This window comes from Microbacterium sp. AG790, from assembly GCF_003634765.1.
Taxonomy (GTDB): domain Bacteria; phylum Actinomycetota; class Actinomycetes; order Actinomycetales; family Microbacteriaceae; genus Microbacterium.
The window spans coordinates 538,709-551,542 of the sequence record NZ_RBWZ01000006.1 but is presented as its reverse complement, the minus strand read 5'-3'; the positions used below and the strand labels follow the sequence as shown (position 1 = coordinate 551,542).

The window sequence follows — 12,834 nt, the reverse complement described above, 5'->3', positions numbered from 1 at the left end:
CGGCCGGCAGCACCGGCACGTCAGCCGGCGATGCGGATGAGCTTCTTGTTGACGAATTCCTCGGCGGCCAGCAGCCCCATCTCGCGTCCGGTGCCGCTGCGCTTGATGCCGCCGAAGGGCAGCTCCGGTGAGTCGGCGAGGACGATGTTGACGTAGACCATGCCGGCGTCGATGCGATCGGCGATGCGTTCCGCCTGCTCCTCGTCGGTGGTGAAGACGTAGGAGCCCAGACCGAACTCGGTGCCGTTGGCGATCTCGATCGCCTCGTCCTCGCCGCTGACCCGATAGACGACGCCGACGGGTCCGAAGAACTCCTCGCGATACGCGTCCATGTCGGCCGTCACACCTGTGATCACCGTGCCGGGGAAGAACGCCCCGTCGCGCGAGCCCCCCGTAACGACGGTCGCGCCCTGCGCGACGGCGCGGTCGACCTGGTCCTGAAGCCGCTCGGCGGCCGCGAGCGAGGACAGCGGCCCCAGCACGGTGTCCTCGGCGAAGGGATCGCCGACCTTCGCCGCGTCCATCGCGGCGGCGAACTTCTCGACGAAGCCGTCGTAGAGGTCGTCGGCGACGAGGAAACGCTTGGCGCCGTTGCAGGACTGCCCGTTGTTGTCCAGGCGTGCGTCCACGGCAGCCTGCACCGCCGCGTCGAGGTCGTCGGTGGACAGCAGGATGAACGGGTCGGAGCCGCCCAGCTCGAGAACGACCTTCTTGAGGTTGCGCCCCGCGATCTCGGCGACGGCGGCTCCCGCGCGCTCGCTGCCGGTCACCGAGACGCCGTGCACACGCCGATCGGCGATGACCTCGGCGGCCTGATCGTTGGTCAGACGGAGATCAACGTACGCGCCGACGGGGAAGCCCGCATCGGCGTAGATCTGGGCGATCGCGGCGGCCGACTGCGGGCACTGCGGCGCATGCTTGAGCAGGATGGTGTTGCCGATCGCAAGGTTCGGCGCCGCGAAGCGCGCGACCTGGTAGTACGGGAAGTTCCACGGCATGATGCCCAGCAGCACGCCCAGCGGCGAGCGGCGGATGACCGCGGTGCCCTCCCCGAGGATGTCGATCGGCCGGTCACCGGTGATCTCGCCGATGTGATCGGCGTAGAACTGCGTGATGTCCGCCGCGAAGTCGACCTCGCCCTCCGCCGCGGCGAGGGGCTTGCCCATCTCCCGCACGATGATCGCGGCCAGCTCGTCGCGCCGCTCGCGGTGCAGCTCGGCGACGCGGCGCAGCAGCGCCGCACGATCCGCCGGCGTCGAGGTGCGTCCCCACGTCTGGGCCGCCTCGTGCGCGGCCGCGACGGCGGCCTCGACCTCGGCGGTCGTGAAGTCGGGGTAGGTGGCGAGCGTCTCGCCGGTGGCGGGGTTCACAACCGCATACGTCATCGTCGTTCTCCGTTCGTGTCGACTGAGTGTCGGGTGGCGTCAGGGGCAGGGATCAGGCGGGGATCAGCGTGTACTTGGTCGAGAGGAACTCGTGGATGCCTTCGAGGCCCCCCTCACGACCCACTCCGGACTGCTTGACACCGCCGAACGGCGCCGCCGCGTTGGAGACGACGCCCGCGTTCAGGCCCATCATGCCGGTTTCCAGACGGTCGATCATCCGCATGCCGCGCGCGAGATCCTCGGTGAAGACGTAGGACACCAGACCGTACTCCGTGTCGTTGGCGAGGCGCACGGCCTCCTCCTCGTCTCGGAACGTGGCGATCGCCAGCACCGGGCCGAAGATCTCCTCGCGGAGGATGTCGCTGCCGCCGGCCACGTCCGTGATCACGGTGGGCTCGAAGAACGTCCCCGGGCCATCGATGGCCGATCCGCCGGTGAGCAGGCGTGCACCGCGCGCGACGGCATCCGAGACGAGCGCCTCGGCGCCCTCGACGGCCTTGCGGTCGATGAGCGGACCGATCTGCACGCCGTCCTCGGTTCCGCGGCCCACGCGCATCGCGGCGACCCGCTCGGTGACGCGACGGGCGAACTCCTCGGCGACCGACGCGTGCACGATGAAGCGGTTGGCGGCGGTGCACGCCTGGCCGATGTTGCGGAACTTGGCGAGCATCGCGCCGTCGACGGCCTTGTCGAGATCGGCGTCGTCGAACACGACGAACGGGGCGTTGCCGCCCAGCTCCATCGACACGCGCAGCACGCCCTCGGCCGCCTGGGCGATGAGCTTCTTGCCGACCGGCGTCGAGCCGGTGAAGGAGAGCTTGCGCAGGCGCGGGTCGGCGATGATCGGCGCCGAGAGCGCCCCCGAGCGGGTCGTGGTGACGACGTTGACGACCCCCGCCGGAAGGCCCGCCTCGACCAGGATGTCGACGAAGGCGAGCGTCGTCAGCGGGGTGAGCTCGGCCGGCTTGATGACCACCGTGCAGCCGGCGGCGAGCGCCGGGGCGATCTTGCGGGTGGCCATCGCGAGCGGGAAGTTCCACGGGGTGATGAAGAAGCACGGTCCGACGGGGCGCTGGCTGACGATCATGCGTCCCGTGCCCTCGGGGTTCGAACCGAACCGGCCCGAGATGCGCACCGCCTCCTCGCTGAACCAGCGCAGGAACTCGCCGCCGTAGGTGATCTCGCCGCGCGCCTCCGGGAGAGGCTTGCCCATCTCGAGGGTCATCAGCAGGGCGATCTCGTCGGCGCGCTCCATCAGCAGGTCGAATGCCCGGCGGAGGATGTCGCTGCGGCGCCGCGGCGCGGTCGCCGCCCACTCCTCCTGAGCCGCGACCGCCGCGTCCAGGGCGCGGATGCCGTCTTCGGGCGACGCGTCGGCGATCTCGACCAGGGTCTCACCGGTCGCGGGATCGACGACGGGGAAGGTCCCGGCCGAGCCGGCGACCCACTCGCCGCCGATGAACAGTCCGCGGGGAACCTTCTCGAGCAGTGCGCTTTGCGTGATCAACGTGCGGCCTCCTTCAGGCGACGGGTGCTGGCAGGGGCGTCCGTGGCGAGGGTCTCGCCGCGGAAGAATGCGGGACGTGTCACCGACTGCCAGATCATGAGGGCGATACCCACCACGATGATGAGCATGCCGAGGATGAAGACGATCCCGACGCCGCCGACGTTGGCGCCGGAGCCGTACTCGGGCTTCATGGAGTCGATGAGCGTCGTGAAGAACAGGATGCCGAGGATCACGCCGCCCACGAGCGGGAACAGGAATGTGAAGAAGACGTTGCGCACCGAGTCGAACCACTGCTTGCGGAAGTACCAGACGCACGCGAAAGCCGTGATGCCGTAGTAGAAGCAGATCATCATGCCGAGCGTGAGGATCGTGTCCCAGAGGGTGTTCTCACTCACCACGCGCATGACCGCGTAGAACGCGGAGGCGACCACCGCCGAGACGATCGTGGCGAAGCCGGGCGTGAAGAAGCGCGGGCTGACCCGCGCGAATGCCGGCGGGAGGGCGCCGTAGTGCCCCATCGACAGGAGCGTGCGCGCCGGTCCCACGAACGTCGACTGCAGCGACGATGCCGACGAGGTGAGCACCGCGAGCGACACGAGGAAGGCGAGTGGCCCGAGGATCGGTCCGGACAGGTGGAAGAACACGTTGCCCTGGATGTCCTCGTTGCCCAGGCCCAGCTCCCCCGTGCCGACCCCGGCGTACATGATCATCGCGACGGCCAGCAGAAGGTAGATCGAGACGATCGTCAGCACCGTGATGGTCGCCGCACGACCCGGCGTCCGCTCGGGGTCCTTCGTCTCCTCGTTCATCGTGAGGGTGACGTCCCACCCCCAGAAGATGAAGATCGACAGCGACAGGCCCGCGGCGAACGCGCTGAACGAGCTGACGGCGAACGGGTTGAACCAGCCGATGTCGAACGGCTGGAAGTCGAAGCCCTTGCCGCTGACGGCCTCGACGATGGCGGCGATCGCGAAGAACAGCAGCACGGCGACCTGGAAGGTCACGAGCACGTACTGCAGCTTCTGGGTGGTCTGCATGTCGCGGTAGGAGATGAAGGTGGCCGCGAGCATGAACAGAAGACACACGCCCACGTTGATCCACGTGTTCGACGCGAGGTCGGCGATCTCGGCGTTGCCCGTCACCTGCGACAGCAGCAAGAAGAGGAAGTCCACGGCGACGCCGGCCAGGTTCGACAGCACGAGGATCGTGGCGACCACCAGTCCCCACCCGGCCATCCAGCCGACCCACGGTCCGAAGGCGCGCGCCGCCCAGGTGAAGCTGGTCCCGGCATCCGGCATGCGGTTGTTGAGCTCGCGGTAGCCGAAGGCGACCAGGAGCATCGGGATGAATCCCACGAGGATGATCGCCGGGATCTGCGCGCCCACCGCGGATGCCGTGGGGCCGACGGCCGCCGTGAACGTGTACGCCGGGGCGATGCAGGAGATCCCGATGACGACGGCGCCGATCAGGCCGATCGTGCCGGCGCTGAGTCCCTTGCTGGAGAGGGCCCCGGTCGTGGAGGCGGCGTCGGTCGTGGAGGGTGTGCTCATCGTCGAGACTCCTCGGAGTGGGTTCGGGGGACGACGATCACCGGCACGGTGATCTCGTGCAGCATCTTCGCCGCGGTCGAGCCGAGGAACAGGCGGCGCGGCTGCGCGAGGCGGCTCGAGCCGACGAGCACGAGTTCACCCGGCTGCCAGTCGAGGTAGGACACGGCCTCCTCGATGCTGTCGCCGGCGGCGACCGCGACATCGGTGTGCAGGCCGGCAGGAAGCTCCGCCCGAGCCGCCGCGAGCACCTCGTCGGCCTTCGTCGTGCCGGCGAGGCGGATGGCGCCCGTGTCGGCGGACGGCGGAAGATCGACCGGCAGCAGGGAGAGCAGTCGGACGGGCACGCCGAGGGTCTCCGCGAGCGCTGCGGTCTCGGCGATGAGGGCGTCGGCCCCGGGCCGCATGCCGATCGCGACCGTCAGCCGGGTGATGCCGGTCTCGGGCGCGATCTTGCGCGCCCCCCGCGGGACGAGGACGACCGGCACATCCGACGAGTGCAGCAGCTCGCTCGTCGTCGAGCCGAGGCGGTGCCGGCCGCGCGAGGCGCCGTCGGCGGCGCCGACCACGATGTACGAGGCACCCAGCTCGTCGGCGATCTCGATGAGGCCCTCGGCGAACGACTCGGCCGGGCGCACATGGGCGTGCGCGACGACGTCGGCGGGGATCCGGTCGATCGCCTGGGCGATCCAGGTCTGCGCCTGCGCGTGCAGGTGCCGTTCGTACCCGGCATCCGGGGGCGTGATGACGCTGCGGTCGGAGCTGGGCAGGATGATCGCGACGTCGAGCACGGCGTCGAGGGCCGCCGCGAGCCGTGCGGCGAACGCGACGGCGTCGCGTCCGGGCTTGGTCGCGGTGTATCCGACGACGACGTGCCCGCTCATGTGTGGATCTCGTCCAGGATCTGCTGCGCCGCGAGGCGCCCCATGCGGATGGCTCCGTCGACGTGCTGGTAGCCCGCGCCGGCCATGTCGCTGCAGGCGAAGTGGATCGGTCCGACGGGGGTGCGCAGGTCGGCCCCGTAACGGTGCAGGCCGCCGAGGTCGAACGATGCCGCGTACGCGCCGCGCGTCCACTCCTCGCTGCCCCAGTCGCTCTCGTAGTAGACGACCGGATCCTTCGCCTCGGGACCGTAGTAGTGGCTGAGCGACTCGAGGATGCGCTCCTTGCGCTCCTCTGCGCTGAGGCGGAACAGGTCGTCGGCCGTGCGGTCGGAGACGAAGCCCACGAGGGTTCCGCGCTCATCGCCGTGGTTCGTGTTGTCGTAGGCCTCGTGCGAGAGCTCATAGGGGCTGAACGCCGTGCCCGACAGGCCCTTCTCGCGCCAGAAGGGCGTCTCGTAGACGGCGTGCACCTTGATGACGAAGCCCATCGAGATGTGCTGGTGCATCTGATGCTGCAGACGCGGCAGCGGCGGAACGAACGAGATGCGGTTGTACAGCACCGGCGCGAGCGCCAGGATCGCGTGGCGGGCACGGACGGTGACACCGTCGGCGACGGCCACGACGCCCTCTGCCTCGGAGTACTCGAGGGTGCGCACCGGCTGGCCGAGGAAGACGTCGTCGCCCAGGCGTTCGGCCAACAGCAGCGGCACCTGCTGCAGTCCGCCGACGACGCGCTTGTCGAGGATGAAGTCGGCGTCGACCAGGTTGGTGTAGCTCCCGGCGGATGCCGCCATCAGCAGCGACTGCAGCAGCGAGAAGGAATGGGTCGGCTTCGTGAGCATCGCCGATCCGGTGGGGAAGGCGAGGTTGCGGATGGCCTCGTCGTCATCGGTCTGCTCGCGCAGCCACGCATCCCAGGAGACGGTGTCCCACTGCGCCGCCTGCGGATGGGCCCAGGGGCGGTCGGGGTCGATCTCGGCGACCATCGCGTCGAGGCGTGCGGTGACCTCGGCGATGGTCTTCTCGGTCTCGGCACTCACGGGGAACATCTCGCCGGTGTAGCGGTGGGCGATGCCGTCGGGACCGATGTACACGCTGTCGCCGTCGCGGTAGCGGTCGAAGGTCTCCAGCCCCAGCTCCGCGATGGTCTCCTTGAGAGCATCCTGGTCGGGCGAGACCCACTGGCCGCCGATCTCGAGCATCGCGCCCTCGATCGTGTCGGTCCACAAACGCCCGCCGACGCGGTCGCGGGCTTCGAGCACGGCGACCGACAGGCCCGCCTTCTTGAGCTGGTTGGCGGCGGTCAGTCCCGCCGCACCGGCGCCGATGACGACGATGTCGCGCGTGATCTCGGTCATTGTGTCTCCTCTGTGGGCGTGGGGGCCGGGGCGGGGTCAGTGGGCGGCGAGGGCGGCGGCGACGACGTCGACGCCCTCGGTGAGCAGTTCGTCGGAGATCGACAGGGGCGGCAGGAAGCGGATGACGTTGCCGTAGGTGCCGCAGGTGAGGACGATCACACCCTCGGCGATCGCGGCCTTGGCCACGGCCGACGTGAGCGCGGCATCCGGGGCCTTCGTCTCGGGGTCGACGAACTCGACCGCGATCATCGCGCCGGCTCCGCGCACCTCGCCGATACGCGCGTCGGTCTGCTGCAGGGACTCGAAGCGGGCGCGGAGGATCCCCCCGATCTCGCGCGCCCGCTCGAGCATCCCGTCGTTCTCGAAGGCGTCGATCGCGGCGATCGCCGCCGCGCAGGCGACCGGGTTGCCGCCGTAGGTGCCGCCGAGGCCTCCGCCATGGGTGGCATCCATGATCTCGGCGCGACCGGTGACCGCCGCCAGCGGCATGCCGCCGGCGATGCCCTTGGCCGTCGTGATGAGGTCGGGAACGATGCCGAACAGCTCGCTCGCGAACATCGCACCGGTGCGGGCGAAGCCGGTCTGCACCTCGTCGGCGATGAAGACGACGCCGTTCGCACGGCACCAGTCCACGACCGCCGGCAGGAATCCCTCCGCGGGCACGATGAAGCCACCCTCGCCCTGGATCGGCTCGATGATGACGGCCGCCAGGTTGTCGGCGCCGATCTGCTTCTCGATGAGCGAGATGGCCTTCGCCGCGGCATCCGCGCCGCTCAGGCCGTCGCGGAACGGGTAGGAGGCCGGCACGCGGTAGACCTCGGAGGCGAACGGGCCGAATCCGCTCTTGTACGGCATCGACTTCGCGGTGAGGGCCATCGTGAGGTTGGTGCGACCGTGGTAGGCGTGGTCGAACGCGACGACGGCCTGGCGGCCGGTGGCCTTGCGGGCGATCTTGATCGCGTTCTCGACGGCTTCGGCGCCGGAATTGAACAGCGCCGACTTCTTCGCGTGATCGCCGGGGGTGAGGCGGTTGAGCTTCTCGGCGACGGCGACGTACGACTCGTACGGCGAGATCATGAAGCACGTGTGCGTCATCTGCGCGACGGCGGCCTGCACCGCCGCCACGACGCCCGGGTGGGCATTTCCGACACTGGTGACGGCGATGCCGCTGCCGAGGTCGATGAGCGAGTTGCCGTCGGCGTCGACCACGACGCCGCCGCCGGCCGCGACGGCTTCGATGGGCACCGTGTGAGCGACACCCGATGCGACGGCGGCGCTCTTGCGCGCCAGCAGCTCCTGCGACCGGGGGCCGGGGATCGCGGTGACGAGACGGCGCTCCTGCGCCAGGGACGGACCGCCGACGACGGCGCTGTCGATGATGCTCATGCCGCGAGCGTATGAGCCGCGGATGCCGAGCCACACCCTCCGCCGTGTACATTCTGTGATCAGGCGCATACGCGGCGTACAGCCACGTCGTGCCCGTCGTCGGGCACCGGCCCCGGATCGACCGAGGATCGCGCCACGGAGGAGGCTGCCGCCCATGACCGAGACGCAGCCGACCCTGCGCGCGCTTCTCGCGCGCCGCGACCTCGAGCTGCGGCTCGCCTCGAGTGCCGACGATCTCGACGACGGCGCGCTGGACGCGCCGCTGCGCTGGGTGCACAGCTCCGACCTCATCGACCCCACCCCCTTCCTCGCCGATGACCTGCTGCTGCTGACGACGGGCACGCAGTTCGTCGGGCCGGCCGGCGACGGCGAGTCGGGCGAGGACGCCGCCGCCGCTTACGTGTCACGCCTGCGCGCTCGCGGCGTGCGCGGGCTGGGGTTCGGCACGGAAGTGGTGCGCGACGGCATCCCGCCCGCCCTCGTTCTCGCCTGCGCCGTGCAGCGGATGCCGCTGTTCGAGGTTCCCTACCGCACCCCGTTCATCGCGCTGGCACGGGCCAACGCCGAAGCCATCGCCGCCCAGGCCTACGCCCGGCGAACCTGGGCACTGTCGGCGCAGCGGGCGATCTCGTTGGCCGCGCTGCGTCCCGACGGGCTGGCGGCGACCGTCGCCGAACTCGCCTCACAGCTCGGCGCATGGGTCGGGCTGTTCGACGCCGCCGGCACGCTGACCCAGAGCGCCCCCGCCGGCGCCCTCGACGACGGAGCCGTCGCCGCCGTCACGACAGAAGCCGGCGCCGTGCTCCGCCGCGGGGCGCGTGCGGCATCGACGCTCGAGATCGATGATCGACGCGTCACGATGCAGACCCTCGGCCGCGGCGGGCACCTCCGCGGCCTCATCGCGATCGTCGGCGCCGATCTCGACCTGGAGGGACGCAGCGTCGTGACGTCGGTGATCGCGATGGCCGGCCTCGCCCTCGAGCAGAACGTCGGACTCGGCCGCGCCCGCGCGGCGCTGCGAGCCGGACTGCTGCAGACGCTCCTCGGCGATGACCCGCACCTCGCGCGACGCGTTTCGCGCGAGCTGTGGGGACCGTTGCCGGCGAGCCCCGTCGTGGTCGGGGTCGCCGCCGTCGCCGCCAACCGCACCGACGCCGCCGTCGACTGGCTCGAGCTGCAGGCCGCCGAACGCGGCGGCCTGTTCTACGCGCGCAGCGGCGACGGCATCGTCGTGGTCGTCTCCGCCGCCGACGAGGGCACGCCCACCGCGCTCGCGGGTCTGCTGGATGCCGCAGTGGGGCTGTCGGAGCCCACCGACTACAGCGGATTCTCACGCGCCCACGCGCAGGCCCTCACCGCGCTGCGCACCGCCGTGAGCGGCACCGTTGCGCGCTTCGCGGATGCCGCCGGCGTGCTGTCGAGCCTCGACTCCCCTGCCGCCCGCGCCCTCGCCGACGCGCGGCTGCGCCCGCTGCGGGCGCACGACGAGGCCCAGGGCACAGCGCTCGTGGAGACCGTGCGCACCTGGCTCACCCACGACGCGCGCATCGACGAGGCCGCGCGGGCTCTCGGCATCCATCGCCACACGGTGCGCGCCCGGGTGGCGCAGGCGCAGCAGCTGCTGGGTGTGGACCTGTCGAGCTTTCCGGCACGTGCGGAGCTGTGGGCCGCGCTCGTCGCCGCCGGGTGATGCGGTCTTGGCGGATTCTTGGCGCGGATGTGGGTGAATGGTGGCGGCGAGGATCGGAGGAGCGATGACCCGCGACGACGCACGGCCGCGACTGCTTTACGTCGAAGACGACCCGACGATCGCGGGGATGACCGTCGAGGTGCTCTCCGAGGTCTATGACGTCACGCACCTGACCGACGGTCCGGCCGCACGGCAGCGCGTGCTCGCGGAGCGCTTCGACGTGCTGGTCGTCGACCGGCGCCTGCCGGGGCTGGACGGTGTGGAGATCGTTCAGGCGATGCGCACCGCACGCCTCACGACCCCCGTGCTGCTGCTGACGGCTCTCGGCGCCGTCGCCGACCGTGTCGACGGCCTCGACAGCGGCGCCAACGACTACCTCGTCAAGCCGTTCGACTTCGAGGAGCTGCTCGCGCGGCTGCGCGCCCTCGTGCGCGGTCACCACGCCGAGGGACGCCGGCGTCACCTCGGCGACTGGACCTTCGTCGCCGAGTCGCGCGCACTCTACGGCGGCGGCGGCGAACGCGTCACGCTGACGGCGACCGAGGCGCGCCTGCTCGCTCTGCTGAGCGAGAGCCCCGAGCACGTCTTCTCCCGCGACGAGATCCTCCGCGCCGTCTTCTCCTCCGATGACGCGCTGAGCTCGGTCGACACCTACGTGCACTACATCCGCCGCAAGGCGTCGCCGGAGATCATCGAGACCGTCCGTGGGCGCGGCTACCGCGCGGGGAGCCCCGCGTGAGCGACGAGGCGGACCGCCGCCGCATCCGTCGCGCCGCGGCGCACGTCGGTCTGCTCGTCGGGGCCGCGTCGGCCGTGGTGGTGACGGCGGGCGTGGCGATCCTGGTGGCCGTGCTGCTGCTGTCCGCCCGCCCCGAACTGCACCGGGACGGCGACGGCGGGGGCCGCATCGGACCGCCGGACGGCGACCGCATCGTGGTCGACGTCGACCATGTCCTGCCCTGGGTCGTCGTGCTGGGCCTCACCGGGGTCGCGCTGCTCGCCCTGGTCGCCTGGTTCGCCGCGCGACGTGCGGTGGCGCCGCTCGCCGATGCGCTGCGTCTGCAGCGCCGTTTCGTCGCCGATGCGAGCCACGAGATCCGCACGCCGCTGACCGCCCTCACGAGCCGCACACAGATCCTGGAGCGCCGCTACCGCCGCGGCGAGGACCTTTCCGACACGCTCGCGGCGCTGCGCGCCGATGCGTCGGTCATGGATGCCGTGCTCACCGACATGCTGCTGACGGCGGAAGGTACGGCGACGGATGCCGAGCCCGCGACGGTCGACGCGGCGCTGCGGGCCGCGGCTGCGACGGTGGCGCCTCTCGCCGAGGAGGCCGGCGTACGCGTCAGCCTCGGCGCAGACGACGACGGGGCACGCCTGCGGGTGCGCCTTCCCCGCGTCACGCTCGACCGGCTCTGTGTCGCGCTGCTCGACAACGCGGTGCAGCACACCCCGGCCGGCGGCGAGGTCGCGCTGTCGGCGCGATCGGACGGGCGGGGCGTGGCGATCCGGGTGCGCGACGGCGGCCCGGGCATCGCCGACGCCGATCGCGAGCGCATCTTCGAGCGCTTCGCCCGCGGTCCGGAGTCGGGTCGGCGCCGCGGCTTCGGACTGGGTCTCGCGCTCGTGCGCGAAGCGGCCGAGGCCGCCGGGGGCCGGATCGAGATCGAGCGGACGTCGACAGCCGGCACCACCATGCTGCTCTGGGTGCCGCAGGCGCCGTGAGGGGCTCAGGCGGCGGGCGCGACGCTGGTCGCCGCGACGGTCTCGATGCCGACGCCGGCGACCCACCGACGGACACCGGCGGCGGTGACCGTCATCGCCGAGCGCAGCGGCGCGTCCCACAGCCACCCGGCGTCCTCGTCACCGGCGACGGCGAGGGCGGTCGCCCACACGTCGGCGGTGGTGAGCTCGTCCGCGACGACCGTGGCACTCACCGCAGCCGACACGGGCACGCCTGATCGCGGGTCGATGAGGTGGGCGCCGCGCTCTGCGGTACCGGAGGTCGCGACGGCACCGTTGCGCACCCGCAGCGTGGCGAGAGCCGCCCCCTGCCGCGCCGGATCGGCGATCCCCACGGTCCACGACCAGTGCGCGTCGGGGGCGGTCCACACTCTCAGGTCGCCGCCGACGTTGATGCCGACGGCCGTCACACCGGCCATCGCCAGCAGAGGCTCCAGATGCGCCGTCGCCGCACGCTCGGTCGCCCACCCCTTCACGTAGCCGGTGGGGTCGAAGCCTTCCCGCCAGAAGGCGCTGAAGCGCCCACCGGTCGCCTCCTCGAGGCGTCGACAGTCATCCGCCACTTCCGTCAGCCGCGGATCGGCGTCGGCGAAGGTCAGCTCGCCGCGGCGCAGGCGCGAGAGCTCCGAATCCGCGCGGTAGGTCGAGAAGATCGCCTCCAGCTCGCGGAGCATCGCGACGGTGGATGCCGCGGCATCCGTCGCCGCCGCGCACGCGTCAGGACTGCCGATGACGTGGATGCTGGCGGTCGTGCCCATGAGCTCCGCCGTCCAGGCGCGGCGGCTCGGTTCGCTCATGCCGAGGCCTGGTCGATCGCCGACTGGAGGGAGTCGAGGTACCCGGTGCTCGTGTACGTCGCCCCCGACACCATGTCGATCTGCGCGCTCTGGGCCGAGAGCGTCTCGGAGATCAGCTGCGGCAGGGCGTCCTGGTTGATCTGACGGTCGCGGCTGCTGTGATCGGGGTAGGCCGGCGTCTGCACGTCGGTGATCACGCCGCCCGAGACGGTGATCTGCACCTGCACCGCCCCGTAGCGCGTGTTGACCGCCGAGCCGGTGAACGTGCCGTCGCTCAGGCCGGTCCTGCTCGTCGCCCCGGCGGCGCCCGTGCCGCCGGTGTCGGCGGAGCCCGACGGCGACGCGGCGCTCGGGGACGGCGAGGGCGAGGGCGAGGCCGCCCGCGGCGCCGAGGCGATATGACGCGCATCGGTGAGCGTGGTGTCGGCCGGCGCCGCGGCGGCTGCCTCTTCGGGCAGGGAGGTGCGGTAGCTGAACAGCAGCACGAGACCGCTGACGGTCGCGAGCAGCGCGTACACGATTCTCTTCATCGGGGTG

11 protein-coding genes are annotated in these 12,834 nt (G+C 71.3%); 3 read left to right on the top strand and 8 right to left on the bottom strand.

The window, feature by feature from the left end; genetic code table 11:
- Positions 1-20: 20 nt before the first annotated feature.
- The 6 genes from DEU37_RS03145 to gabT are packed head-to-tail and all read right to left on the bottom strand — an operon-like array spanning position 21 to position 8,067.
- A complete protein-coding gene (locus tag DEU37_RS03145) occupies positions 21-1,385 on the bottom strand; it encodes an NAD-dependent succinate-semialdehyde dehydrogenase (RefSeq protein ID WP_121189208.1) in 1,365 nt (454 codons plus the stop codon).
- Between the two features lie 52 nt (positions 1,386-1,437).
- A complete protein-coding gene (locus DEU37_RS03140; RefSeq protein ID WP_121189207.1) occupies positions 1,438-2,892 on the bottom strand; it encodes an NAD-dependent succinate-semialdehyde dehydrogenase in 1,455 nt (484 codons plus the stop codon).
- On the bottom strand, positions 2,889-4,442 hold the full coding sequence (locus DEU37_RS03135) for an APC family permease (protein ID WP_121189206.1): 1,554 nt from the start codon (positions 4,440-4,442) through the stop codon (positions 2,889-2,891). Before DEU37_RS03135 ends, DEU37_RS03140 begins: the two co-directional genes overlap by 4 nt.
- The gene (locus DEU37_RS03130) at positions 4,439-5,323 is read right to left on the bottom strand and encodes a universal stress protein (protein WP_121189205.1); all 885 of its coding nucleotides are present in this window, start codon (positions 5,321-5,323) and stop codon (positions 4,439-4,441) included. The genes DEU37_RS03135 and DEU37_RS03130 overlap by 4 nt, the downstream gene beginning before the upstream one ends.
- The gene (locus tag DEU37_RS03125) at positions 5,320-6,681 is read right to left on the bottom strand and encodes an NAD(P)/FAD-dependent oxidoreductase (RefSeq protein WP_121189204.1); all 1,362 of its coding nucleotides are present in this window, start codon (positions 6,679-6,681) and stop codon (positions 5,320-5,322) included. The genes DEU37_RS03130 and DEU37_RS03125 overlap by 4 nt, the downstream gene beginning before the upstream one ends.
- A gap of 36 nt (positions 6,682-6,717) precedes the next feature.
- Positions 6,718-8,067, bottom strand: a complete 1,350-nt coding sequence (gene gabT, locus DEU37_RS03120; RefSeq protein WP_183043566.1) for a 4-aminobutyrate--2-oxoglutarate transaminase — start codon at positions 8,065-8,067, stop codon at positions 6,718-6,720.
- Positions 8,068-8,221: 154 nt separating this feature from the next.
- On the opposite strand from gabT, the gene DEU37_RS03115 reads away from it, so the two are divergent.
- From DEU37_RS03115 to DEU37_RS03105, 3 genes are all read left to right on the top strand, one after another.
- Complete coding sequence (locus DEU37_RS03115) at positions 8,222-9,757, top strand: PucR family transcriptional regulator (RefSeq protein ID WP_121189202.1); 1,536 nt, start codon at positions 8,222-8,224, stop codon at positions 9,755-9,757.
- A 64-nt stretch (positions 9,758-9,821) separates the two neighbouring features.
- Positions 9,822-10,496, top strand: coding sequence for a response regulator transcription factor (locus tag DEU37_RS03110; RefSeq protein ID WP_121189201.1), 675 nt, complete (start codon positions 9,822-9,824; stop codon positions 10,494-10,496).
- The gene (locus DEU37_RS03105; protein ID WP_121189200.1) at positions 10,493-11,482 is read left to right on the top strand and encodes a sensor histidine kinase KdpD; all 990 of its coding nucleotides are present in this window, start codon (positions 10,493-10,495) and stop codon (positions 11,480-11,482) included. The genes DEU37_RS03110 and DEU37_RS03105 overlap by 4 nt, the downstream gene beginning before the upstream one ends.
- Before the next feature lie 5 nt (positions 11,483-11,487).
- On the opposite strand, the gene DEU37_RS03100 is transcribed toward DEU37_RS03105, so the two are convergent.
- Both DEU37_RS03100 and DEU37_RS03095 read right to left on the bottom strand, forming a co-directional pair.
- A complete protein-coding gene (locus tag DEU37_RS03100; protein WP_121189199.1) occupies positions 11,488-12,297 on the bottom strand; it encodes an FAD:protein FMN transferase in 810 nt (269 codons plus the stop codon).
- On the bottom strand, positions 12,294-12,827 hold the full coding sequence (locus tag DEU37_RS03095) for an FMN-binding protein (protein WP_121189198.1): 534 nt from the start codon (positions 12,825-12,827) through the stop codon (positions 12,294-12,296). Before DEU37_RS03095 ends, DEU37_RS03100 begins: the two co-directional genes overlap by 4 nt.
- Positions 12,828-12,834: the final 7 nt, after the last annotated feature.